This is a genomic window from Aeromicrobium sp. Root344 (assembly GCF_001425755.1).
In the GTDB taxonomy this organism is placed as follows: domain Bacteria; phylum Actinomycetota; class Actinomycetes; order Propionibacteriales; family Nocardioidaceae; genus Aeromicrobium.
Genome location: NZ_LMDH01000001.1, coordinates 1523894 through 1548167 on the forward strand (window position 1 = coordinate 1523894; position 24274 = coordinate 1548167).

General features: G+C 69.5%; 24 protein-coding genes. 14 read left to right on the forward strand and 10 right to left on the reverse strand.

Annotated features, from left to right (window positions below; translation table 11 throughout):
- The gene (locus ASC61_RS07570) at window positions 1–759 is read left to right on the forward strand and encodes an SDR family oxidoreductase (RefSeq protein WP_056210717.1); all 759 of its coding nucleotides are present in this window, start codon (window positions 1–3) and stop codon (window positions 757–759) included.
- Here the strand turns inward: ASC61_RS07570 and ASC61_RS07575 are convergent.
- Window positions 706–906 (reverse strand): hypothetical protein, encoded by a 201-nt coding sequence (locus ASC61_RS07575; protein ID WP_056210718.1) that lies wholly within the window; start codon window positions 904–906, stop codon window positions 706–708. The two genes, ASC61_RS07570 and ASC61_RS07575, sit on opposite strands and share 54 nt — an antisense overlap.
- A gap of 134 nt (window positions 907–1040) precedes the next feature.
- On the opposite strand from ASC61_RS07575, the gene ASC61_RS07580 reads away from it, so the two are divergent.
- Window positions 1041–1667: a hypothetical protein gene (locus tag ASC61_RS07580; RefSeq protein WP_157439411.1), complete on the forward strand. Its 627-nt coding sequence runs from the start codon at window positions 1041–1043 to the stop codon at window positions 1665–1667.
- 68 nt (window positions 1668–1735) lie between these two features.
- Window positions 1736–1903 carry a 50S ribosomal protein L33 gene (gene rpmG / locus ASC61_RS07585; protein ID WP_056215423.1) on the forward strand — a complete coding sequence of 56 codons (168 nt, stop codon included), beginning with the start codon at window positions 1736–1738 and terminating at the stop codon, window positions 1901–1903.
- Here the strand turns inward: rpmG and ASC61_RS07590 are convergent.
- Window positions 1900–2538: a class I SAM-dependent methyltransferase gene (locus ASC61_RS07590; protein ID WP_056215426.1), complete on the reverse strand. Its 639-nt coding sequence runs from the start codon at window positions 2536–2538 to the stop codon at window positions 1900–1902. The genes rpmG and ASC61_RS07590 overlap by 4 nt on opposite strands.
- A gap of 58 nt (window positions 2539–2596) precedes the next feature.
- The gene (locus tag ASC61_RS07595) at window positions 2597–3184 is read right to left on the reverse strand and encodes a helix-turn-helix domain-containing protein (protein WP_056215429.1); all 588 of its coding nucleotides are present in this window, start codon (window positions 3182–3184) and stop codon (window positions 2597–2599) included.
- A gap of 66 nt (window positions 3185–3250) precedes the next feature.
- On the opposite strand from ASC61_RS07595, the gene ASC61_RS07600 reads away from it, so the two are divergent.
- The gene (locus ASC61_RS07600; protein WP_056210720.1) at window positions 3251–4174 is read left to right on the forward strand and encodes an NAD(P)/FAD-dependent oxidoreductase; all 924 of its coding nucleotides are present in this window, start codon (window positions 3251–3253) and stop codon (window positions 4172–4174) included.
- Here ASC61_RS07600 and metX read toward each other — a convergent pair.
- The 4 genes from metX to ASC61_RS07620 all read right to left on the reverse strand — a co-directional run bounded on the left by metX (window position 4159) and on the right by ASC61_RS07620 (window position 8623).
- Complete coding sequence (gene metX, locus ASC61_RS07605; protein ID WP_235503510.1) at window positions 4159–5268, reverse strand: homoserine O-acetyltransferase MetX; 1110 nt, start codon at window positions 5266–5268, stop codon at window positions 4159–4161. The genes ASC61_RS07600 and metX overlap by 16 nt on opposite strands.
- 10 nt (window positions 5269–5278) lie before the next feature.
- Window positions 5279–6568, reverse strand: coding sequence for a bifunctional o-acetylhomoserine/o-acetylserine sulfhydrylase (locus ASC61_RS07610; RefSeq protein WP_200935404.1), 1290 nt, complete (start codon window positions 6566–6568; stop codon window positions 5279–5281).
- Between the two features lie 125 nt (window positions 6569–6693).
- Complete coding sequence (locus ASC61_RS07615; protein WP_056210721.1) at window positions 6694–8013, reverse strand: ATP-dependent 6-phosphofructokinase; 1320 nt, start codon at window positions 8011–8013, stop codon at window positions 6694–6696.
- Window positions 8014–8065: 52 nt separating this feature from the next.
- Window positions 8066–8623 carry a PaaI family thioesterase gene (locus tag ASC61_RS07620; RefSeq protein WP_327019490.1) on the reverse strand — a complete coding sequence of 186 codons (558 nt, stop codon included), beginning with the start codon at window positions 8621–8623 and terminating at the stop codon, window positions 8066–8068.
- Here ASC61_RS07620 and ASC61_RS07625 point away from each other — a divergent pair.
- On the forward strand, window positions 8613–9107 hold the full coding sequence (locus ASC61_RS07625; protein WP_235503511.1) for a winged helix-turn-helix transcriptional regulator: 495 nt from the start codon (window positions 8613–8615) through the stop codon (window positions 9105–9107). The genes ASC61_RS07620 and ASC61_RS07625 overlap by 11 nt on opposite strands.
- Window position 9108: 1 nt before the next feature.
- On the opposite strand, the gene ASC61_RS07630 is transcribed toward ASC61_RS07625, so the two are convergent.
- Window positions 9109–10593, reverse strand: a complete 1485-nt coding sequence (locus ASC61_RS07630) for a flavin-containing monooxygenase (RefSeq protein WP_056210724.1) — start codon at window positions 10591–10593, stop codon at window positions 9109–9111.
- Between the two features lie 103 nt (window positions 10594–10696).
- Here ASC61_RS07630 and ASC61_RS07635 point away from each other — a divergent pair, with 103 nt between their 5' ends.
- Window positions 10697–11359, forward strand: coding sequence for an SIMPL domain-containing protein (locus ASC61_RS07635; RefSeq protein WP_056210725.1), 663 nt, complete (start codon window positions 10697–10699; stop codon window positions 11357–11359).
- A 9-nt stretch (window positions 11360–11368) separates the two neighbouring features.
- Here ASC61_RS07635 and ASC61_RS07640 read toward each other — a convergent pair whose 3' ends face one another.
- A complete protein-coding gene (locus ASC61_RS07640; RefSeq protein WP_235503512.1) occupies window positions 11369–12136 on the reverse strand; it encodes a sulfite exporter TauE/SafE family protein in 768 nt (255 codons plus the stop codon).
- A 139-nt stretch (window positions 12137–12275) separates the two neighbouring features.
- Between ASC61_RS07640 and ASC61_RS07645 the strand changes: the two genes are divergently transcribed.
- On the forward strand, window positions 12276–13421 hold the full coding sequence (locus ASC61_RS07645; RefSeq protein ID WP_056210726.1) for an alpha/beta hydrolase: 1146 nt from the start codon (window positions 12276–12278) through the stop codon (window positions 13419–13421).
- A gap of 16 nt (window positions 13422–13437) precedes the next feature.
- Here ASC61_RS07645 and ASC61_RS07650 read toward each other — a convergent pair whose 3' ends face one another.
- Complete coding sequence (locus ASC61_RS07650; RefSeq protein ID WP_056210727.1) at window positions 13438–14976, reverse strand: DUF3352 domain-containing protein; 1539 nt, start codon at window positions 14974–14976, stop codon at window positions 13438–13440.
- A gap of 158 nt (window positions 14977–15134) precedes the next feature.
- Between ASC61_RS07650 and ASC61_RS07655 the strand changes: the two genes are divergently transcribed.
- From ASC61_RS07655 to ASC61_RS07685, 7 genes are all read left to right on the forward strand, one after another.
- The gene (locus ASC61_RS07655) at window positions 15135–15746 is read left to right on the forward strand and encodes a TetR/AcrR family transcriptional regulator (protein ID WP_235503513.1); all 612 of its coding nucleotides are present in this window, start codon (window positions 15135–15137) and stop codon (window positions 15744–15746) included.
- Window positions 15743–16534: a TIGR03084 family metal-binding protein gene (locus tag ASC61_RS07660; protein ID WP_056210729.1), complete on the forward strand. Its 792-nt coding sequence runs from the start codon at window positions 15743–15745 to the stop codon at window positions 16532–16534. The genes ASC61_RS07655 and ASC61_RS07660 overlap by 4 nt, the downstream gene beginning before the upstream one ends.
- Entirely contained in the window at window positions 16531–18294 is a 1764-nt protein-coding gene (locus ASC61_RS07665) for an acyclic terpene utilization AtuA family protein (protein WP_056210730.1), read from the forward strand. Before ASC61_RS07660 ends, ASC61_RS07665 begins: the two co-directional genes overlap by 4 nt.
- Window positions 18291–19445 carry an acyl-CoA dehydrogenase family protein gene (locus ASC61_RS07670; RefSeq protein WP_082530528.1) on the forward strand — a complete coding sequence of 385 codons (1155 nt, stop codon included), beginning with the start codon at window positions 18291–18293 and terminating at the stop codon, window positions 19443–19445. Before ASC61_RS07665 ends, ASC61_RS07670 begins: the two co-directional genes overlap by 4 nt.
- Window positions 19442–21031, forward strand: a complete 1590-nt coding sequence (locus tag ASC61_RS07675) for an acyl-CoA carboxylase subunit beta (RefSeq protein ID WP_056210732.1) — start codon at window positions 19442–19444, stop codon at window positions 21029–21031. The genes ASC61_RS07670 and ASC61_RS07675 overlap by 4 nt, the downstream gene beginning before the upstream one ends.
- Before the next feature lie 76 nt (window positions 21032–21107).
- A complete protein-coding gene (locus ASC61_RS07680; protein ID WP_056210733.1) occupies window positions 21108–23066 on the forward strand; it encodes an acetyl/propionyl/methylcrotonyl-CoA carboxylase subunit alpha in 1959 nt (652 codons plus the stop codon).
- Complete coding sequence (locus tag ASC61_RS07685) at window positions 23063–24223, forward strand: acyl-CoA dehydrogenase family protein (RefSeq protein ID WP_056210734.1); 1161 nt, start codon at window positions 23063–23065, stop codon at window positions 24221–24223. Before ASC61_RS07680 ends, ASC61_RS07685 begins: the two co-directional genes overlap by 4 nt.
- Window positions 24224–24274: the final 51 nt, after the last annotated feature.

Consider the following 24274-nt stretch of genomic DNA (forward strand, 5'->3'; position numbering starts at 1 on the left):
ATGCGCAAGAACGTTCTCATCACCGGCGCCAGCTCCGGGCTCGGCGCCGGCATGGCCCGCATCCTCGCGGCCAGTGGCCACCACCTCGCCCTGACGGCCAGGCGGCTCGACCGGCTCGAGGCGCTCCGCGACGAGCTGGTGGCGGCCCATCCCGCCATCGAGGTCGTCGTGCACGAGCTCGACGTCAACGACCACGACCGGGTCTTCGCGGTGTTCAAGCAGGCGATCAAGGACCTCGGCGGGCTCGACCGCGTCATCGTCAACGCCGGGCTCGGCAAGGGTGGGCGCATCGGCACCGGCAAGTTCCACGCCAACAAGCAGACTGCGGAGACCAACTTCATCGCGGCGATCGCGCAGTGTGAGGCGGCCATGGAGCACTTCTACGAGCGCAAGTCCGGGCACCTCGTCGTCATCTCGTCGATGTCGGCGATGCGTGGCATGCCGTCGTCGATGACCACGTACGCCGCGACCAAGGCCGGCATCGCCGCGATCGCCGAGGGCATCCGCTCCGACCTGATCGGCCGCAAGGGGCTCGACATCAAGGTCACGACGCTCTATCCGGGCTACATCGCGTCGGAGATGAACGAGGGCGTGCAGCAGGAGGCCAAGATGATGGTCGACACCGAGACCGGCTGCCGGGCGCTCGTGAAGAACATCGAGAAGGAAGTCGTCGACGCTGCCGTGCCCGCGTGGCCGTGGGCTCCGCTAGGGCAGGTCATGAAGCACGCGCCGCTCAGCATCGTCCGCCGGATGGTCTGACGGATCCGAGTCCTTGGGGCTCCACTGCTTCTGCTTGGGACGGCCCGAGAACACGATCCTGCTGACCACGAACGCCACGGCGGCGGCGTGCGTCGCCAGGAGCACCGCCGCGAGGACGATCAGCCCGATCAGGATCCACTCGGTCATCCCTCCATTTTACGTGGGCCGTGTACGGATGGCGTCCGAAAGCGGGACACCTCACACGGGTCACGGGTGCGACAGGCTGTGCGGCGTGGGACGGTATGGAGGCCGATCCGATGTCATCGAACGAGGGGAACGACATGACTTCCACGCCACCGCCGCAGGAGCCTGACCAGCCCGGACCCGGCGGCTATCCCGCCTACCCCGGAGCCGGCGCCCAGCCGGCCGGTCCTGGCGGCTACCCGGCGCACCCCGGCACACCAGCGGGCGGCGGCCATCCCGCGACGCCTCGGCCGGAGGTGCCTCAGCCGGGACCGATTCGACTGGCTGTGCGCCTCATGTGGACGGGCGCAGCGGTCAGCCTCATCTCGCTGGTCGTCGGACTGGCCACCCTCGGCGACGCCAAGGACCAGATTCGCGACGACCTCGTCAAGGACGACCCCAACGTCAGCCAGTCGACGATCGACGCCGCGTACGCCGTCGGCATCGTTGTCGTTGTCGTCATCGGGTCGGTCGGCGTGTTCCTGTGGCTGTGGATGGCCTGGAAGAACGGCCAGGGACGGTCGTGGGCCCGCATCGTGGCGACGGTACTCGGCGCTCTCAACCTGCTGTTCACGCTGTTGTCCTTCACGCAGCCGTCGACCGAGTCGGCGAGCCTCGCGCTGGCCCTCGTCAACGTCGTCCTCGCGATCGCGATCCTGACGCTGTTGTGGCGCAAGGAGTCGAGCGAGTTCTACGACGCCCGGTCACGTCCCCAGTACGGCTGACGGTGAGGGGAATGCGGCAGGCCACACCGCTGTTGACAATGGTTGTCAATCAACGAGAGGTGACCACCATGGCTCGTCATGCTGATCTCAGGCCCATCATCAAGCTGCGCTCGACCGCCGGCACCGGATACACGTACGTGACCCGCAAGAGTCGTCGGAACGATCCGGACCGCATGGGGCTGCGCAAGTACGATCCCATCGCGCAGCGCCACGTGGAGTTCCGCGAGGAGCGCTAACCGCGGCGCACGGCCCGCAGGACGGCATCGACCGCGACGGCAGGACGCCCGTCGCGGTCGATCCATTCCCGCTCGAGCCGCAAGCCGTCGATCGTGGCCCACTCGGCGGGGTCCAACGTCGAGGCGACCTCGTCGCCCGTGAACCGGATGTCGTCGAACGTCGTCCCCTCCGGAGCGTGGCCCACGTCGTCCGGGTGGTGCCCCACGATCAGCAGGGTGCCGCCCGGACCAACGGACGCTGCCAGCTCCTGGTGGAGCCGGGTGAGCGCCGGCCGCGGCAGGTGCATGAACTGCGCCGACACCAGGTCGTACGTCTGGTCGGCCGACCACTCGAACGCATCAGCTTGCCGGCAGGTCAGCGCGAGGCCCAGCCGCTCCGCGCGCACCGAGACGCCCTCGAGCGCGACCGGTGAGATGTCGATCGCGGTGACCTGCCAGCCCTGCTCCGCGAGCCAGATCGCGTCGGCACCCTCACCGCTGCCGAAGTCGAGCGCGGTTCCTGGCGGCAGCTGAGCGGCGTACGTGACGAGATGCGGGTTGGGGTTGCCGCTCCAGACCTGCTCGCCGGAGTAGCGCTCGTCCCAGAACTCGCGGGTGAAGTAGTCCTCTGGGTGTTCGGTGTGCTGATGTGTCATACCGGCCAGCGTGCGTGACATCGCGACGAAGCGCAAAGATCCTTGCCGCGCTGGCAAACTACTGCCTGGAACGCGGTTTCGCGCGCACGTGCATGCGTTCGCCCTGGCTGCCGAACAGGGTGAGCAGCTCGACCGGGCGCTTGCCGGCGTTGCTCAGCCCGTGCGGCAGGCGGGTGTCGAACTCGGCGGCCTCGCCGGTGCCGAGCACGAGGTCGTGCTCGCCGATCCGGAGGCGCAGGCGTCCCGACAGGACGTAGAGCCACTCGTACCCTTCGTGAGTCTTGAGGTCGTCGGTGTCGGGCTCGGTGGCGGGCGGGATGACGACCTTGTACGCCTGCAGGCCGCCGGCCTGACGGGTGAGCGGCACGAAGGTCCGGCCGTGCCGGTGGATCGGGTCGGCCTGGATGCGGGGGTCGTCCGTGGGCTGCGCCTCGACCAGCTCGTCGAGGGTCACGCCGTGGGCCTTGGCCAGGGGCAGCAGGAGCTCCAGGGTCGGCTTGCGCTGCCCAGACTCGAGCCGCGACAGCGTACTGACGGAGATGCCCGTCGTGGCGGACAGCTGTGCGAGCGTCGCCTCCCCGAGCTGGCGCAGGGCGCGCAGGCGGGGCCCGACCGAGGTGAGGGCGGTGGCGAGATCGTCAGTCATGGCGATCATCTTGCCACAGTGGCAAAGACATTTGCCCTCAGCGCATCGGCGCCGAACACTGAGGACATGAACTCCTACGACACCATCGTCATCGGGGCCGGCGCGGCCGGTCTGTCCGCCGCCCTCGTGCTCGGGCGTGCACGTCGGCGCGTCCTCGTCCTCGATGGCGGGCCGCCGCGCAACGCGCGGGCCGCGCACGTCAACGGCTACCTCGGCATCGACGGGCTGAGCCCGCTCGAGCTGCTCGAGGTCGGCCGTGTGCAGGTCGAGAAGCTCGGCGTCGAGATCGTTGCAGGAGCCGCGTCGCTCGTCGAAGCCGAGGGCGACGGGTTCGCCGTCGTGGCTGGGGGCGAGCGCTGGCACGCGAAGCGGCTCGTCCTCGCCGCCGGCATCACCGACGCGTTGCCCGACATCCCCGGCGTGGCGGAAGGCTTCGGCGTCGACGTCTTCCACTGCCCCTACTGCCACGGGTACGAGGTCGCTGGCCGGCGCCTCGCCGTCATCGGGACGCAGCCGATGTCGGGTCACCAGGTGCGCATGGTGCGGCAGTGGACCGACGATCTCGTGCTCTTCACGAACGACACGATCGAGCTCGATGCAGCAGAGCGCCGGCTGTTCGCCGCTCGTGGAGTGGAGGTGGTCGACGGACCGGTCAGCGAGATCGTCCGCCGGGACGGCGCACTGCAGGGCGTACGAGCTGGCGGTTCGGTCCACGAGGTGGCCGCGGTGTTCGTCGCCCCGACGATGGTGCTCAACCTCGACGCGTTCGCCGGGTTCGACCTCGAGATGACCGACACGCCGATGGGGCCCGTTGTCGCGACCGATCAGGTGGGTGCGACCAACGTGCCCGGGCTGTGGGCGGCCGGCAACGTCGCCGACGCGGGATCGCAGGTCATCGCGGCGGCGGCGCAGGGCGCACGAGTCGGCGCCGCGATCAACGGCTCACTCGTCGAGGAGGACTGGGCCGCGGCAGCTCAGCCCAGCAGCTGACGCGCCAGCTCGCCCACCTGGTCGGACTCGACGAGGAACCCGTCGTGACCGTGGTCGGACTTCACGACCTCGAGCGACCCGGATCCCGGGATGCCGTCGGCGAGCTCCTGCTGCTGGTGGAGCGGGTACAACCGGTCGGAGTCGATGCCGGCGACGATCGTACGAGCGGTGATCCGCGACAGCGCAGCGGCGATGCCACCGCGATCGCGGCCGACGTCGTGGCTGTTCATCGCCGCACTCAGCACTACGTACGAGTTGGCGTCGAAGCGGCGGACCAGCTTGGCGCCGTGGTGCTGCAGGTAGGACTCGACGGCGAACCGGCCGTCGTCCTGCACCGATCGGCCGAACCGCGCGGCGAGCTCGTACTCGCTGCGGTAGCCGATGTGGGCGATGCGTCGCGCCAGGTCGAGACCTTGGAGCGGTCCTTGCGGCCCGTCGTAGTAGTCGCCGCCGAAGTACGCCGGGTCGGCCCGGATCGCGTCGATCTGCGTCGCGGAGAGCGCGATCTGCTCGGCCGAGGCAGCGGCGCTGGTGGCGAGCAGGAACAGGCGTTCGACGCGCTCCGGCTGCCCGATCGCCCACTCGAGCGCGCGCATGCCGCCGGCCGAGCCGCCGATGACGCCTCGCCAGCGGTCGATCCCCATCCTGTCGGCGAGGGCGACCTCGGCGCGCACCTGGTCGCGGACCGTCAGCGGCGGGAACGAGCCACCCCACGGCAGCCCGTCGGGATCGCGCGAGGCCGGCCCGGTCGAGCCCTGGCAGCCCCCGAGGATGTTGGCCGCCACGACGTACAGCCGATTCGTGTCGATGGCCTTGCCCGGTCCGACCACGGCGTCCCACCAGCCCGGAGTGGGGTGGCCGGCGCGGGCCCGCCCGGCGACGTGGCTGTCACCGGTCAGGGCGTGCAGCACCAGCACCGCGTTCGACCCGTCGAAGCGTCCCCACGTCTCGTACGCCAGGCGTACGTCCGGCAGCGTCGCCCCCGAGTCGAGCGTGACGTCGCCGATGTCCGCGAGCTTCCTGGCGCCCAGCGGATCCCCCTCCCGCCACGCACCCGTGACGAGAGAGGAATCGATGCTGGGGCTGATCGTCACGCTCGGTCGATCACTTCGCCGCGCGGAAGCCGGCGTCGAGGTCGGCGAGGATGTCGTCGATGCCTTCGAGGCCGACCGCGAGGCGTACGAGCCCGGGGGTCACGCCGGTCGCGGCCTGCTCCTCCGCCGACAGCTGCGAGTGCGTCGTGCTCGCCGGGTGGATCGCCAGGCTGCGCACGTCGCCGATGTTGGCGACGTGGCTGAACAGCTCGAGCGAGTCGATGAACGCCTTGCCGGCCTCGAGCCCCCCGGGCAGCTCGAAGGTCAGCACGGCGCCGGCGCCCTGCGGGACGTACTTGTCCGCCAGCGCCTTGTACGGGCTGGAGTCGAGGCTGGCCCACGTCACGGTGCTGACGTCCTCACGGGCCTCCAGCCACTCGGCGACCCGGCGGGTGTTGGTGATGTGCCGCTCGACCCGGAGGCTCAGCGTCTCGAGTCCCTGGGCCAGCAGGAACGCGCTGAACGGGCTGATGGCCGCACCGATGTTGCGGAGGTACTGCACGCGCAGCTTGGCGATGTAGGCCGCCGGGCCGAGCGCCGCGGCGTACTGGAGGCCGTGATAGCTCGCGTCGGGCTCGGTGAACCCGCCGAACTTGTCGCCGTGTGCGCCGTAGTCGAACGTCCCGCCGTCGATCACGACGCCGGCGATCGTGGTGCCGTGGCCGCCGATGTACTTGGTCGCCGAGTGCACGACGGTGTCGGCGCCGTGCTTGAGCGGGTTGAGGAGGTACGGCGTCGCGATCGTGTTGTCGACGATGAACGGGACGCCGACCTCCTTGGCGACCGCCGAGATGGCCTCGAGGTCGAGGATGTCGCCCTTGGGGTTGCCGATCGTCTCGCCGAAGTAGGCCTTGGTGTTGGCCTTGGTGGCGGCGCGCCACTGCTCGGGATCGTTGGGGTCGGCGACGAAGCTGACCGCGATGCCGAGCTTGGGGAAGCTGTGGCGCAGCAGGCTGTCGGTGCCGCCGTAGAGGCTCGACGACGCGACGATGTGGTCGCCGGCCTCGGCGACGTTCGTCAGCGCACCGGTCGTGGCGGCCTGGCCGGAGGCGAACAGCAGCGCGCCGACGCCACCCTCGAGGGCGGCGAGCCGCTCCTCGACGACACCCTGGGTCGGGTTGATGATGCGGGTGTAGATGTTGCCCGGCTCGGCGAGCGAGAACAGCGCCGCAGCGTGGTCCGTGTCGCGGAACTGGAACGACGTCGTCTGATAGATCGGCAGCGCGCGGGCTCCGGTCGTGGGGTCAGGGGTCTGGCCCGCGTGGATCTGCTTGGTCTCGAAGGACCACTGGTCGCTCATGATGGTGTCTCCCGTCGAAGGTCTGTGACCTCGACAGTGACAGCGGATTCGTGCGCCGCGACGGCATCTCACGATGCGAAAGTCGCGGGGCCGCCAGCAGTGATGGTGCTACGAGGGAAGCGCCCTCAGCACATCGAGAACGGCTGCGCGGTGCTCTCGAGGACCGACAGCCAGAGGTCGCCGTCGGGCGAGACGCTGTGCGAGCCGGAGGTGACGAACGGGATCGGCACGTGCACGAAGCGGTGGCGCCGGCGGCCGACGACCATGTCCGTACGCCCGGCCATCGCGGCGTGGACGGCGGTCTGGGCCAGGCGCGCGCAGTAGACCGAGTCGGAGGCGTCGGCCGGCACGGAGCGGATCGCGTAGCCGGGGTTGAAGTAGCGCATCGTCAGCGGCTGGTTGCGGTTGGCGAAGTCCTTGCTGATCTGCTCGCGCAGGAACCCGGCGATGTCACCCAGCACGGCGTTGCCGCTGGCGTCGCGGCGGTCGCTGGCCGGGATGAGGTCCTGGCCGGCGCCCTCGGCGAGCACGATGACGGCGCTGCCGCGCTCGGCGACCCGTCGCTCGAGCAGTGCCAGCAGGCCGTTGTCGCCGTCGAGCGAGAAGCCGACCTCGGGGATCAGGACGAAGTCGGCGTCGTGGTTGGCCAGCGCCGCGTAGCACGCGATGAACCCCGCGTGGCGGCCCATGACCTTGACGATGCCGACACCGCCGACGGCGGCCTCGACCTCGACGCGGGCGGCCTTGATCGACTCGGCGGCCTTGGCGAACGCCGTGGAGAAGCCGAAGCTCTGGCCGATGTGCGGGATGTCGTTGTCGATCGTCTTGGGCACACCGACGACACCGATCGAGAGTCCGCGCGCGGCGATCTCGGCGCCGATGTTGTGGGCCCCACGCATCGAGCCGTCGCCGCCGATGACCATGAGGATGTCGATGTCGAGCTCGACGAGCCGGTCGACGATCGCGGAGGGGTCCTGGGCGCCGCGCGACGAGCCGAGGATCGTGCCGCCGCGCTCGCTGATGCGGGACACGAAGTCGGGCGTCAGCTCGACGACGTCGTGGCCGTTGGACTCGATGAGGCCGGCGTAGCCGTGCTGGAAGCCGACCACGTCGCGTACGCCGTAGTGGGTGTTGAGCTCGAGGACGATCGCCCGGATGACGTCGTTGAGGCCGGGACACAGGCCGCCGCAGGTCACGACGCCGACCTTGGTCGTGGCCGGGTCGAAGAAGATCTTCTGGCGTGGTCCACCGGACTCGAACGTCGGCAGCTCGGCGAGCGGCACGCCGCGCGACGCGATCAGCTCGAGCGTGTCGTCGTAGAGGATGCGGTCGGTCTCGCCGACGTAGTACTCGTTGGTCGTTCGGCCCTCGACGTAGAGCGCGAGAGGCGAGTCGACGGTGCATGCACCGAGCGAACGGACCTGGAGATCGGAGAGGGAGACCACAGGACAATGCTATCCGAGGAAAACCTCACGTTTGACCGCGATGTCGGCCGTATCAGGGAGTGAACACGAGACAGGTTGACGTCGCGGTGGCGAGCAGGCGCCCGGCCGCATCCTTGATGTCGGCCTCGACGAATGCCGCGCGCGAACCCGGTTTGGTGACCCGCCCCTCGGCCGTCACGAGCCCGGTCTCGGTCGTCATGCCGCGGAGGTAGTTGATGGTGAGGTCGAGCGTCGTGTAGGCCATGCCGGCCGGCAGCGTCGACTGCACGGCACAGCCGCACACCGAGTCGAGCAGCGTCGCCGCGAACCCGCCGTGGACCGAGCCGATCGGGTTGTAGTGCGACTCGTCGGGCGTCGCCGTCATCGTCGCGACGCCAGGGCTGACGCTGGCCAGCTCGAGGTTGATGTGGCTCGCGATCGGTGGCGCGGGGAACTTCCCGTCGATCATCGCCTGCAGGTAGTCGAGGCCGGACATCGTGAGCGCCTCGATGGCCTGGGGCCGCGGATCGACCCAGGTGATGGTCTTGTGCTGGGCTGCCTGGTCGAGCGTCATGTCGCGCCTCTTCTCGTACGGGGTCACAGCAGCGTACCATCTGGGTATGGAATCCAAACCCAGCGCTTCGGAGCCCGTGATGGCCGACTACGACTCGGGCACCTGCTCGATCGCGAGGACCGCGCAGATCCTCGGCGATCGCTGGTCCGTGCTGGTCGTCCGCGACCTGTTCAACGGCGTGCGCCGGTTCGACGCCCTGCAGCAGCATCTCGGCGTCGCGCGGGACGTCCTCACCAAGCGGCTCGCGCTCCTGGTCGACGAAGGTCTTGTGGCGAAGCGTCCCTACCGCCCCGAGGGTGAGCGCGCTCGGCACGAGTACGTCCTCACGCCGGCCGGTCGCGACCTGCGCACCGTCATGGTGGCGCTGATGGACTGGGGCGACACCCACCGTCCTGGCCAGGACGGGCCACCGATGTCGCTGCGGCATCGCGACTGCGGCGCCGAGATCCACGCGCACCTGACGTGCGCCGCAGGTCATGAGATCGACTCGACGACTCGTGCCGAGCTCGTCGCACTCCCCGGCGCCAGGCTCGCGGGGTGACTCAGGCGTACGTGTAGTCGTCGAGGGGGAAGCTGCCGGCTTCGCGGAACGCGTTGATCGTCGAGGTGGGCCGCAGCAACGTCGCCATGCCGTGCTGGTTGAAGTAGTACGACCGCGAGGTGGCGCAGCTGCCGTTGACGAACACGGAGTCCTCGAGCCGGTCCGTCATCCGGGCGAGGAACTCGGCGTTGGCGTGCTCCGTGACCTCGAAGGTCGCGGCTCCGCGCCGGTCGACCTCGCGGAGCAGGCGTTTGAGGTGTTTCATCTGCGACTCGATCGTCGTGAAGTAGGACAGCCCCGAGTACGAGTAGGGGCTGTTGAGCGACACGAAGTTGGGGAAGCCCGGCACGGCAACCCCCTCGTACGCCTGGAACTGCTGCTCGCGCCAGAACTTCCCGAGGTCCTTGCCACCGCGTCCGATGACCTCGAACGCCGGGAAGTTGGTGTCCCACAGGTTGAAGCCGGTCGCGAGCACGAGGGTGTCGATCTCGGTCTTCGAGCCGTTCTCGGTGACGATCCCGTCGGGTTCGATGCGCGCGATCGGCGTGGTCTCGAGGTGCACGTTGGCACGGTTGAACGTCGGGAAGTACGTGTTGGAGAACGTCGGCCGCTTGCAGCCGAACGTGTAGTCGGGCGTGAGCTTGCGGCGCGTCTCGGGGTCCTCGACCTGCCGCGCGAGGTGCCGCAGCGCCAGCTTCTCGACGCTGCGGTTGAGCAGCTTGGCGCGGCGATACTTGAGCACCCCGGCGACCATGATCAGCTCGAGGATTCCGCTGCCGATCGTGCGTACGAGGCGCTGGGCGAGCGGCACCCGGGCATAGAGCTTCTGCACGCGCTCCGGGATCGCGCGATCACCCTTGGGCGTCACCCAGATCGCCGTGCGCTGATAGACCGTGAGCTCCGCCAAGCGGGGCGCGATCTCCGGGATCAGCTGCACGGCGGTCGCCCCGGTGCCGATCACCGCGGCCCGCCGGCCCTCGAGCTCGATCGAGTCGTCCCAGCGCGTCGTGTGGATCACGGTCCCGGCGAAGGTGTCGATGCCCGCGATCGCCGGGAACGCCGGCTGCGACAGGAAGCCCGTCGCGGTCAGGAGCAGGCGGGCGTGCAACCGCTCCCCGCCGGCGATGTTCACGGTCCAGTGCTTCCCGTCGTCGTCCCAGACCGCGCCGTCGACGACGGTGTCGAACCGCATGTGCCGCCGGACGTCGTACTTCTCGGCGACGTGTGTCGCGTACGCCTTGAGCTCGGCCCCAGGTGCGTAGAGCCGCGACCACGAGGGATTGGGCTCGAACGAGTAGGAGTAGGTCGACGACGGGATGTCGACCGCGAGGCCGGGGTAGCGGTTGACGTGCCAGGTGCCGCCCAGGTCGCTCTCGCGCTCGAGGATCACGAGATCGTCGCGGCCGAGCTTCCGCAGCTGGATGGCCGCACCGATCCCGCCGAATCCTGCGCCCACGATCACCGCGTCGTGGATGGTCTCGGCCATGAGTCCTCCCAGACTTCAGATAATCAGAATATCTGGACCCAGTGAACCACCTCTCGCGGCGCGTGACAACCGGCACGGGGCGACGATGCGGCAAGATGGCCGCATGACGCTCGACATCACCGTGCGCGGCTCAGCCGAGCAGCACTATCCCGCCGAACGCGCGATCGTGTCGATGGCCGCGGCCGTCGAAGGACCCGATCGGCAGCAGGTCTTCCAGGACGCCGTCGCGATCCACGATCCACTGGTCTCGCAGCTGCGTGAGCTGGTCGAGCTCCGCGCGGTCGGCCCGTGGTCGAGCGACCAGGTGCGGGTCTTCAGCCACCGGCCGTGGGACGCGGAGGGCAAGCGCGGTGAGCCCGTGCACGTCGCCCGGGTGCAGGTCGGCGCCGAGTTCACCGACTTCGAGCGGCTCAGCGGATTCCTCGACTTCTGGTCGGGCAAGGACGGTGTCGAGGTCGCCGGCATCGGGTGGGACGTGGGTGTCAAGAACCGCCGGTCGTACGAGGCCGAGGTCCGCAAGGCGGCCGTGGACGACGCCGTCAACAAGGCCCAGTCCTACGCCAACGCCGTCCGGCGCGGCAAGGTCATGGCGGTCCAGCTCGCCGACCCCGGAATGCTGACCCACCACATCGAGAGCCCGGCCGCGTTCCCGATGCTGGCCAAGTCGGGCTTCGCCGACACCTCCGACGGCGGGCCGGAGCTCGACCTGACCCCCGCCGAGATCGTCATCCACGTCGACGTCGACGCCCGCTTCGTCGCGGAGTGATCGCGCCGGTCAGTCGAAGAACACGATCTTGACCAACGCCACCACGCCGATCACCAGGATCACCGCGCGGAGCACGGGCGGTGGCAGGCGGCGGCCGATCCTCGCGCCCAGCTGACCACCCAGCAGGCTGCCGGCGGCGATGAGCCCGACGACCTTCCAGTCGATCTTGTCCCACGCCACGATCATGAACGCGAGGGCCGCGACCGCGTTGACGATCGTCGCCAGCACGTTCTTGATGCCGTTGATGTCCTGCAGCCCGATCGTGAGCAGGACACCGAGCAGGCCGACGAGCAGGATGCCTTGGGCGGCGCCGAAGTAGCCGCCGTAGATCCCGGCGGCGTACACGCCGAGCGGCAGGACCCACTCGGAGGCACGCGGCGGGGCGCCTGGCTCGGCCCTCCGGCGAGCCGTGCGGCGTTGGACCGCCGGCCCGGCGACGACCATGACGAGCCCGATCGAGATCAGGACCGGGACGATGGCCCGGAACGAGTCGGCCGGCAGCACCAGCAGGAGGATCGCGCCGCTCAGGGCACCGAGCACGGAGGCCGGTGCGAGTCGCAGCAGGAGTGCACGGTGACGGAGCGCCTCGGCACGGTAGCCGTGGACGCCGGAGAGCCCGCCGGCGACCAGGCCGATGTTGTTCGAGACGTTGGCCGTGAGCGCCGGGTAGCCGAACAGCAGCAGCGTCGGGAACGTGATGAGCGTGCCAGAGCCGACGATGACGTTGATCATGCCGGCCCACACGCCGGCCGCGAAGATCACGATCGCCTCGATCACGCGCTCACCTCCCGTCGCCCGACCCGAGTCTCGCGCAGCCGGCCACAGGCGAGGTGGCCGGGCCTGACAAGGGCCTCTGACCTGCGCAAACGTGGCTCACCGATTTGAGCCCGGAACATACCGAGCGTACGCTCGAAGCATGTGGTCCTCGCTGCACGACCGGTTCGCGACGCTCCTGGGTGCCGCCAAGCTGCCGCGACGGCGGGTGCGCCTGAGCCTGCCCGGCCGCGGCCCGATGAGGGTCGTCTACGACAAGGCCGTGGTCCACGAGAGCTACAGCGTCAGGGCCCGGGTGCTCCAGCGGACGATCCGCATCGTGTTCAAGCCGGTGCTGCGCTTCACCCCGATCAGCGAGCGCACGTTCGCCGCGATCCGGACGATCGACGGGCTCCAGTCGCGTCGCAAGCGCTCGCCGCACATCACGTTCGAGGTCTATGAGCTCGGCGGGGTGCGGGTCGAGCAGATGCGGCACCGCTACGGCCCCGAGAGCGACATGACGCTGCTCTACCTGCACGGCGGCGGGTTCTTCTCCGGCAGCATCACGACGCATCGCCGCATCTGCGAGCGACTCGCGCTCAGGACCGGCGCGACGGTCATCTCCGTCGACTACGTCCAGCTGCCCGAGGGCACCGTGGCCGACTCGGTCCAGGACGCGATCTCCGCGTACGCCGCACTCGTCGACGCGAGCGAGCACCCGGACAAGATCGTGGTCGCCGGCGACTCGGCCGGCGGCTACCTCACGATGAAGGTCGCCGAGCTCGCCACCCGTCGCGGGCTGCCCGCGCCGGCCGCCCTGATCGGCTTCTCGCCCCTGCTGAGCGTCGACCCGGACCGCGAGGACAAGGCGGTCGAGCGCGTCGCGAGGGCCCGCGACGCCTATCTGCCGATCACCCGCATCGCGCACATCCGCGAGCGCTGGCTGCCAGAGGACGGCGCCCCGATCGAGGGGTATGCGTCACCGCTGCACGCGTCGGCCTACATCACCTCGCCGACGTTCCTCGTCGCGGTCGAGGACGAGCTCCTGCGGCCGGAGGTCGAGGCCATGGCGCTGCTGCTGTCAGAGCGCGGCGTCGAGGTCGAGACCCACCTGTGGCGCAAGCAGGTGCACGCCTTCCCGGTGCTCGTCGACGTCCTGCCCGAGAGCGAGATGGCGATCCAGCTCGCCGCCGACTTCGCGCGTCGGGCCGTCGGCGAGCTCGACCGCGCCCCGATCGAGGACCCGGACAGCCACGAGGAGGTCCTCACCGGCGAGATCGTGCCGGACGAGGACGACTCCGCAGCCTGACGTTCTTCGATCCGCCCTACTCGTCGAAGGTGATCCGCAGCGAGCCGCGCACCAGCTTGCCGTCGTCCTTGGACGTCACGGAGAGCCCGGCCGCCTTGAGCGGCTTCATCTGGTTGAGCCCGTCCTCGATGTCCCCGGGCGGATCCGCCTTGAGCAGTGCGGACACGATCGCGTCGATGTCGACGTACAGCGCGGTGAAGGCATGTTCGGGGTCGGGGATGACCTCGGTGAACGACTTCTGCTTCCCCAGACCCCCGTCACGGGCCATCGAGCCGGCCATGTCGGAGTTCGTGGCGATGACGTTCTCCTGACCGCTCAGCTGGACTCCGAGGAGGTCGGCCCACTTGACCAGGCCCGTGACCAGCCGGGCAGCCTCGTCCTTGTCGGTCTGGAGCGCGACTCCGACATCGAGGCTGCCGAAGTCGGCGGGACCGGTGAGCGTCGGCAGGATGTCGAGGTTCTTCGCACCGATCGCGGCGGTGAACCCGTCCATGAAGATGGCTTCGAGATCGTCCGGCAGCTTGAGGTTGAGCTCGTCCTCCAAGGGTGCGAGAGAGGCACTCGTCCCGTCCTCGCCGAGCTCGCTGTTGAACCCCTCCCGGAACGCGCTCCTGAGCTCGTCCTGTGCTTCCTTCGGGAAGGCGGACAGACCCGGGAAGGACAGGCCGATCGCGGTGTCGTCGGGGAGCCGGCCGATCGTTGACGGCTTGTAGGTCACGTCAGCCTTGGGAGAGCGGGTGATGCTGAGCAGCTCGAGCGCCGATCCTTGCGCGCGGAGCGTCAGCGCGGTCGACGACTGATCGACCTGGCTCTCGAGACCCGGCACGCCGAGCCCGGCGACTGCGGCCGAGCCGAAGATGCCCTTGATGTCGGCCCATGCCGAGAACACGCCTTGATTCCCCAGGTCCGCCATGTCCTTCGTGAACTTCTTCGACGTGCTCAGAGGCGCCTTCTTGGCGTCCTTGACCGCTTCGTCCGCCGTCGCCTGCTTCTCGGCGACGATCGCGTAGCCATCGAGGAACGCGACTCCGGCGGTGTCATCGGCACACGCGAAGAGCGCCTTGAGGCCCTTCTTGGCCTTGCCCTCGTCGTCGACCTGCACCGCGAAGACGGGGGTCTCGCCGTCCTTCTCGAGGGCGAGGCCGATGCGGTTCCCGATCCACGGCTCGATGTCCTTGTCGTACGACAGGTCGCAGCCGCCCTGGTCGAGGATCTCCGTGAAGATGAGCTTGCGGACGTCCTGGTCGGCACTCTTGATGCCGACCGACTCCGCGGCCTTGGGGAACTTCCGGATCAGCTTGAACAGGGCGATCTTCTGGCTCGCGGAAGGATCGAGGTCCAGGCGCGCGTACGCGATGACCGAGGCCGGGAGGACGTCGTGGGGCTGGGCACCGCCGCCGTCGAGCTTCTTGACGACGGCGAACGCGCCACCGGCCAGCGCGAGGACGACGACCGCGGCGATCGCGCCGATCACGAGTCGCTTGACGCTGCGGCCACCCTCCGGAGGCTCGGAGGGCGTCGAGAGCTCGTCGGCGATCGGGGGCTGCTCGGTCATACGGGTTCCTTCGGAGGATTCGCGGGGGAGTCAGAGGACTCTATCGGAGTCTCGCCGGGCATCTGGCCGGTTTGGACCGAATGGGAACGTCCTGTCTGCGAGATCGCTCACAAACAATCAGGCTTGACTGTTTGTGGAAATGTCCGCATGCTGGGGGCGTGACGGATTCGGGCACCTCGGTGCGTACGCCCCAGGGTGAGCGCACCCGAGCCATGCGGCTGCGGCTGATGGAGGCCACGGTCGACTGCCTCGTCGAGCTGGGCTGGGCCGGCACGACCACCACGGTCGTGAGCAAGCGCGCGGGCGTGAGTCGCGGGGCGCAGCTGCATCACTTCCCCAGCAAGCAGGACCTCGTGGTCGCTGCGGTCGGCCACCTGACCGAGCGTCGGCGCGAGGACATGAAGCGGGCGGCAGCAGATCTGCCCGAGACCGGCCGCACGCGGGCCGTCCTCGAGATCCTCAGCCAGCAGTTCGTCTCTCCGGTGTTCTTCGCGGCGCTCGAGCTGTGGGTCGCCGCGCGCACCGACGCCGGCCTGCGCGCCGAGGTCGCCCCGTTGGAACGGCGAGTCGGGCGCGAGACACATGCGTACGCGCTCGAGCTGCTGGCGATCGACGAGTCACGCGGCGACAACCGGCGCCTGGTGCAGGCGACCCTCGACCTGCTGCGTGGCCTCGGCCTCGCGGCCTCCCTCAGTGACGACGCCAAGCGTCGAGCCGCCGTGCTCGACTCGTGGGCCGTCGTCCTCGACGACGAGCTGGAGCTCTCATGACCATCCTTGACGGACTGTTGTCCGACCTCGCTGACGAGAGCCTGCAGCTCGACACGTGGGTTGCGGGTCTGCCCGCCGCCGGCTGGGAGACGGTCACGACGCCCGAGGGCTGGACCGTGGCGCACCAGATCGGCCACCTGCACTGGACCGACGCGGCCTCGCTCGCGGCGATCACCGACCAGGACGAGTTCGGCCGCGGCATGAAGCGCGCCGCCGCCAACCCCGAGGGATACGTCGACGAGGGCGCCGAGGAGATGGCGATGCTGCCGCCCGAGGAGCTGCTCGCGACGTGGCGTGAAGGACGGGTTGCCCTCGACGCAGCACTGCGGGCAGTGCCCGACGGCGAGAAGATCCCCTGGTACGGCCCGCCGATGAGTCCGGCCTCGATGGCCACGGCTCGGATCATGGAGACCTGGGCGCACAGTCATGACGTCGGCGAGGCGCTGGGTCTCACGATCCCGCAGACCTCGCGGGCCAAGCACGTGTGCCACATCGGCGTACGCGCACGCGGCTACGCCTACCTCGTCCGCGGCGAACCCGTGCCGGAGACCGACGTACGCGTCGAGCTGACCGGGCCCGACGGCGACCTGTGGACGTGGGGGCCGGACGACTCCGCCGAACGGGTCACCGGCTCGGGCTACGACTTCGCGCTGCTCGCGACCCGTCGCCGGCATCTCGACGACGTCGACGTACGGGCCGAGGGCGAGCACGCGGCGCACTGGCTGACGATCGTGCAGGCGTTCGCCGGGCTTCCCGGCAACGACCCGGCCAGGCTGGCGGACCGATGACGGCCCCGATGATCCGAGTCGGCAACTGCTCGGGCTACTACGGCGACCGCATCTCGGCGATGCGGGAGATGCTCGAGGGCGGGGACCTGGACTACCTGACCGGCGACTACCTCGCCGAGCTCACGATGCTGATCCTCGGCCGTGACCGGATGAAGGACGAGTCGCTCGGCTATGCCAAGACGTTCGTGCGACAGATGACCGAGTCGATGGGACTCGCCAAGGAGCGCGGTGTCAGGATCGTCGCGAACGCCGGCGGTCTCAACCCCGCCGGACTCGCAGCGAGGCTGCGCGAGATCGCTGCGTCGCAGGACCTCGACGTCACGATCGCCCACGTCGAGGGCGACGACCTGCTGGGCCGCGCCGCCGAGCTCTCGTTCGGCGAGGTCATGACCGCCAACGCCTATCTCGGCGCCTTCGGCATCGCGACCGCCCTGCGGGCCGGAGCCGACATCGTCGTGACGGGCCGGGTCACCGACGCGTCCGTTGTCGTCGGGCCCGCCATCGCGGAGCTCGGCTGGGGTCGCGACGACCTCGACCAGCTCGCCGGCGCGGTCGTCGCCGGACACGTCATCGAGTGCGGCACCCAGGCGACTGGCGGCAACTTCTCCGGGTTCGCGAATGTCGACATGTCGACACCTTTGGGATTCCCCATCGCCGAGATCTCCGAGGACGGCTCGGTCGTCATCACGAAGCACGAGGGCACCGGCGGCGCCGTCACGGTCGACACCGTCACGGCGCAGCTCGTCTACGAGATCGGCGGCCCGTCCTACCTCGGCCCCGACGTCTCGACCCGGCTCGACACCATGACCCTGACCCAGGAGGCGCCCGACCGGGTCGCCATCACCGGCGTCGTCGGAGAGCCGCCACCGGAAACGACCAAGGTCTGCCTGAACGCGTTCGGCGGATTCCGCAACAGCGTGGAGTTCCTGCTGACCGGGCTCGACATCCCGGCGAAGGCCGACCTGATCCAGCGCCAGATGGAAGCCGCGCTGGCTGCCGGGACGGTCCCCGAAACCGTCGAGTGGCAGCTCGACCGCACGGACGCACCCGACCCGGCGACCGAGGCGCAGGCGACCTCGCTGCTGCGGTGTCACGTCAAGAGTGCGGCGCCGGAGCCGGTCGGCCGGGCGTTCAGCGACGCGGCGATCCAGCTCGCGCTCGCCTCCTACCCCGGCTTCAGCGTCACCCGGCCACCCTCCGCGGGCACGCCGTACGGCATCTATCGCCCGGCGTACGTCCCGCAGTCGGAGGTCCCGCACGTCGTCGTGCACGCGGACGGTCGTCGTGAGGAGGTCACGCCACCACCGGTCCGTGAGCCTGTCGAAAAAACAACGGACGTCCCTTCGGCAGGCGCAGGGACCGAGGACCTCGGCGACTGGGCGGCCGAGACCGTACGGGCGCCGTTGGGACGACTCGCGTACGCGCGATCGGGCGACAAGGGCGGCGACGCCAACATCGGCGTGTGGATCCCCGTCGACCATCCGGCCCGCGACGACGCGTACGCGTGGCTCTCCGGGTTCCTCGACGAGGCGACCGTGCGTGAGCTGATCGACGAGGCGGCGACGCTCGATCTCGAGATCCACCCGCTGCCCAACCTCGCCGCGGTCAACATCGTCGTCCACGGCCTGTTGGGCGAGGGTGTGGCCTCCTCGACACGACTGGACCCCCAGGCCAAGGGCGTCGGCGAATGGCTGCGGGCCCGTGACTGTGCGATCCCGGCCTCGCTGCTGTCCGACCCGATCGGGGAGGCAGCGCTGTGAGCGCCTGGGACACCCCGGAGCGCCGGGCACTGCGTGAGATGGTCACCGCGTTCACCGAGAAGGAGGTCGTCCCGCACCTGCCGGCGTGGGAGGACGCCTGCGAGGTGCCGCGTGACCTGCACCAGAAGGCCGCCGAGGCCGGGCTGCTCGGCGTCGCGTTCCCCGAGGAGGTCGGTGGCCAGGGCGGCGACCTGGTCGACTCGGCGATCGTCACCGAGGCCGTGCTCGAGGCCGGGGGCTCGACGGGCCTCATCGCCGCCTTGTTCACCCATGGCATCGCGCTGCCGCACATCGTGGCATCCGGCAACGCCGAGCTGATCGACCGCTACGTGCGTCCGACGCTCGCGGGCGAGCTGATCGGCTCGCTCGGCATCACCGAGCCCGGGGGCGGCTCGGACGTCGCCAACATCCGTACGAAGGCCGTCCGCGATGGTGACGACTTCGTGGTCAACGGCGCCAAGACCTTCATCACCTCGGGCGTGCGCGCCGACTTCGTGACGACTGCCGTGCGTACCGGCGGCGAGGGCTACGGCGGCATCAGCCTGCTGGTCATCGACAAGGGCACGCCCGGGTTCACCGTCGCGCGGCCGCTCAAGAAGATGGGCTGGCACTGCTCCGACACCGCCGAGCTGAGCTTCGACGACGTACGTGTGCCCGCGAGCAACATCGTCGGCGACGTCGACGGTGGGTTCGTGCTGGTGATGCAGCAGTTCGTCAGCGAGCGGCTCGGCCTGGCCGTGCAGGCGTACTCGACGGCACAGCGGTCCCTCGACCTCGCTGTGGCGTACGCCCGGGAGCGCGAGACGTTCGGCAAGCCTCTGATCGCGCGCCAGGTCATCCGTCACAAGCTCGTGGACATGCACCGGCGTACGGCCGCGGCGCGGGCGCTGACCCGGCAGGCGGTCGAACGAGCCGTCGACGGCGACCGCACCGATCCGGCGATCATCCTCGACGCCGTGCTCGCCAAGAACCAGTCGGTCGAGGCGTGCGAGTGGGTCGTCTCCGAAGCCGTGCAGATCTTCGGCGGCATGGGCTACATGCGCGAGTCCGAGATCGACCGGCACTACCGCGATGCCCGCATCCTCGGCATCGGCGGTGGCGCCACCGAAGTCCTGAACGACCTGGCCGCCAAGCTCCTGGGGTACGCATGAAAACCACTGTCGACCCGTCCACCGAGACGTACGAGACCAACCGGACGCTGATGCTCGAGCGGCTCGCCGACCTGGCCGAGCAGCACGCCGAGGCGCTGGCCGGCGGCGGTGAGCGCTACGTCCAGCGCCACCACGAGCGCGGCAAGCTCACCGCCCGTGAGCGCATCGAGCTGCTGATCGACCCCGACTCACCGTTCCTCGAGCTGTCGACCCTGGCGGCGTGGGGCACCGACTTCGCCGTCGGGGCGTCGATCGTGACCGGCATCGGCGTGGTCGAAGGCGTCGAGTGCATGATCGTCGCGAACGACCCGACGGTGAAGGGTGGTTCGTCGAACCCCAGCACCCTCAAGAAGGGGCACCGGGCCGCGCAGATCGCGCACGAGTGCGGGCTGCCGACGATCAACCTCGTCGAGTCCGGGGGCGCGGACCTGCCGACGCAGAAGGACATCTTCATCCCCGGCGGCGGCTCGTTCCGCAGCATCACCAAGGCCAGCGCGGATCGCCGTCCCACCGTCGCGCTGGTGTTCGGCAACTCGACCGCCGGCGGGGCGTACATCCCGGGCATGAGCGACTACGTCGTGATGGTCAAGGGTGGCGCCAAGGTGTTCCTCGGCGGCCCGCCGCTGGTCAAGATGGCGACCGGTGAGGAGTCCGACGACGAGTCGCTCGGCGGCGCCGAGATGCACGCGCGTACGTCCGGCCTCGCCGACTATCTCGCCGTCGATGAGCTCGACGCGATCCGCATCGGCCGCTCGATCGTGCGGCGGCTCAACTGGCGCAAGCACGGGTTCACGCCCGAGCCGACGTACGCCGAACCGGTGCTCGATCCCGAGGAGCTGCTCGGCATCGTGCCGACGGACCTCAAGATCCCGTTCGACCCTCGCGAGGTCATCGCAAGGGTCGTCGACGGGTCCGAGTTCGACGAGTTCAAGCCGCTCTACGGCACGTCGCTCGTGACCGGTTTCGCGCAGCTGCACGGCTACCCGATCGGCATCCTCGCCAACGCCCAGGGCGTGCTGTTCAGCGAGGAGGCGCAGAAGGCGACGCAGTTCATCCAGCTCGCCAACCAGACCGACACGCCGTTGCTGTTCCTGCACAACACCACGGGCTACATGGTCGGCGCCGAGTACGAGCAGGGCGGCATCATCAAGCACGGCGCCCAGATGATCAACGCGGTGTCCAACTCGACGGTGCCGCACCTCTCGGTCGTGATCGGCGCGTCCTACGGCGCCGGGCACTACGGCATGAGCGGCCGGGCGTACGACCCGCGGTTCATGTTCAGCTGGCCCAACGCGAAGTCCGCCGTCATGGGTCCCGCCCAGCTCGCCGGGGTCATCTCGATCGTCGCGCGCGGCGCCGCCGAGGCGAAGGGCCAGCCGTACGACGAAGAGGGCGACAAGGCCATGCGGGCCTACGTCGAGGAGCAGATCGAGAAGGAGTCCCTGGCCTACTTCACGTCGGGGATGCTCTACGACGACGGCGTGATCGACCCGCGCGACACCCGCACGATCCTCGGCATCTGCCTGTCCGCGATCAACACGCGCCCCGTCGAAGGTGCCAAGGGATACGGAGTGTTCCGCCTGTGAGCGCGACTTTTGAAGACTTCCGGCCCACTCGGACCCGCGTTCGTGGGCCGCAACCCATCACGTGGGGAGTCCTCGCATGATCACGTCCATCCTCGTCGCCAACCGGGGGGAGATCGCTCGCCGCATCTTCCGGACGTGCCGCGAGCTCGGCATCCGCACCGTCGCGGTGCACTCGGACGCCGATGCGGGGGCGCCGTTCGTCGCGGAGGCCGACGTCGCCGTACGCCTGCCGGGCAACGCGCCGACCGACACCTACCTGCGCGGAGACCTGGTCGTCGCCGCTGCGCTCAAGGCCGGCGCCGACGCGATCCACCCCGGCTACGGCTTCCTGTCCGAGAACGCCGAGTTCGCCCGCGCCGTCACCGACGCCGGTCTGACCTGGATCGGTCCCGCGCCCGAGACGATCGACGCGATGGGGTCCAAGATCCGTGCCAAGGAGCTCATGGCCGCCGGCGGCGTGCCGATCCTGTCAGTCGACGCGTCGACCGCACGTGCTGAGGACTTCCCGCTGCTGGTCAAGGCATCCGCCGGAGGTGGCGGTCGCGGCATGCGCGTCGTCAGCGATCCGGCCGACCTCGAGGGCGAACTCGCGGCTGCCGGCGCCGAGGCGCTGTCGGCGTTCGGCGACGCCACGGTGTTCGTCGAGCCCTATCTGCCGACCGCGCGCCACATCGAGGTGCAGGTCATGGCCGACACCCACGGCACGTGCTGGGTCGTCGGCGACCGCGACTGCTCGATCCAGCGGCGGCACCAGAAGGTCGTCGAGGAGGCGCCCGCCCCCGCGGTGAGCGATCCCGTACGCACGACGCTGCACGATGCAGCGCGCGCTGCGGTCAAGGCCGTGGACTACGTCGGCGCCGGCACCGTCGAGTTCCTCGTCGCCGACGCGCACCTCGACACCGGCAAGGCGTACTTCCTCGAGATGAACACCCGCCTCCAGGTCGAGCACCCGGTGACCGAGGAGGTGTTCGGCGTCGATCTCGTCGCCCAGCAGATCCGGGTCGCCGAGGGCGCGCAGCTCGGCGAGGAGCCGACAGGTCCGCAAGGGCACGCCATCGAGGTGCGGCTCTACGCCGAGGACCCGGCGGACGACTGGCAGCCCCAGACCGGCACCGTCCGTACGTTCGAGGTTCCCGACGGCGTGCGGGTCGACTCCGGCGTCGAGTCGGGATCAGTCGTCGGCATCCACTACGACGCGATGATCGCCAAGGTCGTCGCGCACGGGGCGGACCGCACGACGGCGATCCGCAAGCTGGGCGACGCCCTCCGGCGTATGCGGGTCCACGGCGTGCGGACCAATCTCGACTTCCTCCGGTCGATCCTCGCCGACGAGGAGTTCGGCGCAGCGCGGATCCACACCGCGCTGCTGGACGAGCGACTGGACCAGTGGGTCACGCCGGCTCTGGACAGGCAGCAGATTCACACGGCGGCGCTCGCTGCGGCGTTGGCAGAGGCGACGACCGCGACCGCGAACGCCAAGGTGCTGGGTCGCATCCCGACGGCGTACCGCAACGTCCCGAGCCGGGACCGCGTCCGGAACTACGCGGTGGACGCGGACCATCACATCGGGATCATGTATGAGAGTCGAGGCGGCCGGCTGGTCACGGGTGCCCACCACACGTCGACCGTCGTCGAGGCGACGCCCACGAGGGTGGTGCTCGACGTCGCCGGGATCGTCGAGACGTACGCCGTCGCCGTCGGTGACGGCTGGGTCGACGTCGACGGGCCGCACGGTTCGATCACGCTGACACCGGTGCCGACGTTCGTCGACCCCGCCGACGTCATCGCCGAGGGATCGCTGCTGGCCCCGATGCCGGCAGCCGTCATCAGCGTCGCTGTCGCCGACGGGCAGCACGTCAGCAAGGGCGACGTGGTCGTCGTCCTCGAGGCCATGAAGATGCAACACACCATCACCGCGCCGACCGACGGCGTCGTGTCCGGGCTCTCGGTCACCCCCGGCAGCCAGGTCGAGTCGGGCGCCGTGCTCGCAGTCATCCACGTTTCGACAAGCTCAACGAGCGAAGGGTCATCATGAACAACTTCACCGAGTCAGACGAGCGCCTCGCGCTGCGCAAGGCCGTGGCCGACCTCGGGGCGAAGTACGGCCGCGACTACTTCGAGCGAGCCGCCAAGGAAGGACGCAAGACCACCGAGCTGTGGGAGGAGGCCGGCAAGCTCGGCTACCTCGGCGTCGCGGTGCCGGAGGAGTTCGGCGGCGGCGGCGGTGACATCGGCGACCTCGCGGCGGTCTGCGAGGAGCTGGCGGCAGCCGGCAGCCCGCTGCTGCTCATGGTCGTCTCGCCGGCGATCGTCGGCACGATCATCGCGCAGTACGGCACGCAGGAGCAGAAGGAGCGCTGGCTGCCCGGGCTCGCCGACGGCACCTCGACGTTCGCGTTCTCGATCACCGAGCCCGACGCGGGCTCCAACTCGCACAAGATCATCACGACGGCGTACCGGGAGGACGACGGCTGGCGGCTCAAGGGCACCAAGACGTACATCTCCGGCGTCGACGAGGCCAGCCACGTCCTGGTGGTGGCGCGCACGGAGGACGCCAAGACCGGCAACCTCAAGCCGGCGCTGTTCCTCGTGCCGACCGACGCCGAGGGCTTCACCCATCAGCAGATCGACATGGGCATCACCTCGCCGGAGAAGCAGTTCACGCTGTTCTTCGACGACGTACGCGTGCCCGCCGACACCCTGATCGGCAGCGAGGACGCCGGGATCGACCAGCTGTTCGCCGGGCTCAACCCCGAGCGCATCATGGGCGCGGCATTCGCGACCGGCACCGCCCGCCTCGCGCTGGCCAAGGCATGTGAGTACGCCAAGCAGCGCCAGGTCTGGAAGGCGCCGATCGGCTCCCACCAGGCGATCGCCCACCCGCTGGCGCAGACGTTCATCGAGATCGAGATGGCCCGGCTCATGACGCAGAAGGCCGCGGCGCTCTACGTCGCCGGTGACTTCATGGCGGCAGGCGAGGCGGCCAACATGGCGAAGTACGCCGCCGGCGAGGCCGTGTGCAACGCGGTCGACCGGGCGATCCAGACGCATGGTGGCAACGGCCTGGCCGACGAGTACGGTCTGGTGCAGATGCTGGCCGGCTCGCGGCTGTCCCGCATCGCACCGGTCAGCAAGGAGATGGTGCTCAACTTCATCGCCCAGTTCTCGCTGGGCCTCCCCAAGTCCTATTGAGAACTTCCCGCTGAGCCTGACGTTTCTGTCGCGACACGCCGCGGCACCAGA

Coding starts and splice junctions, on each gene's coding strand:
- ASC61_RS07635 (WP_056210725.1), top strand. CDS start 10,697: ATGACGCTCGACATCACCGTGCGCGGCTCAGCCGAGCAGCACTATCCC.
- ASC61_RS07665 (WP_056210730.1), top strand. CDS start 16,531: ATGACGGCCCCGATGATCCGAGTCGGCAACTGCTCGGGCTACTACGGC.
- ASC61_RS07630 (WP_056210724.1), bottom strand. CDS start 10,593: ATGGCCGAGACCATCCACGACGCGGTGATCGTGGGCGCAGGATTCGGC.
- ASC61_RS07625 (WP_235503511.1), top strand. CDS start 8,613: ATGGAATCCAAACCCAGCGCTTCGGAGCCCGTGATGGCCGACTACGAC.
- ASC61_RS07580 (WP_157439411.1), top strand. CDS start 1,041: ATGACTTCCACGCCACCGCCGCAGGAGCCTGACCAGCCCGGACCCGGC.
- ASC61_RS07675 (WP_056210732.1), top strand. CDS start 19,442: ATGAAAACCACTGTCGACCCGTCCACCGAGACGTACGAGACCAACCGG.
- ASC61_RS07680 (WP_056210733.1), top strand. CDS start 21,108: ATGATCACGTCCATCCTCGTCGCCAACCGGGGGGAGATCGCTCGCCGC.
- ASC61_RS07570 (WP_056210717.1), top strand. CDS start 1: ATGCGCAAGAACGTTCTCATCACCGGCGCCAGCTCCGGGCTCGGCGCC.
- rpmG (WP_056215423.1), top strand. CDS start 1,736: ATGGCTCGTCATGCTGATCTCAGGCCCATCATCAAGCTGCGCTCGACC.
- ASC61_RS07575 (WP_056210718.1), bottom strand. CDS start 906: ATGACCGAGTGGATCCTGATCGGGCTGATCGTCCTCGCGGCGGTGCTC.
- ASC61_RS07645 (WP_056210726.1), top strand. CDS start 12,276: ATGTGGTCCTCGCTGCACGACCGGTTCGCGACGCTCCTGGGTGCCGCC.
- ASC61_RS07660 (WP_056210729.1), top strand. CDS start 15,743: ATGACCATCCTTGACGGACTGTTGTCCGACCTCGCTGACGAGAGCCTG.
- ASC61_RS07610 (WP_200935404.1), bottom strand. CDS start 6,568: ATGAGCGACCAGTGGTCCTTCGAGACCAAGCAGATCCACGCGGGCCAG.
- ASC61_RS07600 (WP_056210720.1), top strand. CDS start 3,251: ATGAACTCCTACGACACCATCGTCATCGGGGCCGGCGCGGCCGGTCTG.
- ASC61_RS07650 (WP_056210727.1), bottom strand. CDS start 14,976: ATGACCGAGCAGCCCCCGATCGCCGACGAGCTCTCGACGCCCTCCGAG.
- ASC61_RS07595 (WP_056215429.1), bottom strand. CDS start 3,184: ATGACTGACGATCTCGCCACCGCCCTCACCTCGGTCGGGCCCCGCCTG.
- ASC61_RS07590 (WP_056215426.1), bottom strand. CDS start 2,538: ATGACACATCAGCACACCGAACACCCAGAGGACTACTTCACCCGCGAG.
- ASC61_RS07685 (WP_056210734.1), top strand. CDS start 23,063: ATGAACAACTTCACCGAGTCAGACGAGCGCCTCGCGCTGCGCAAGGCC.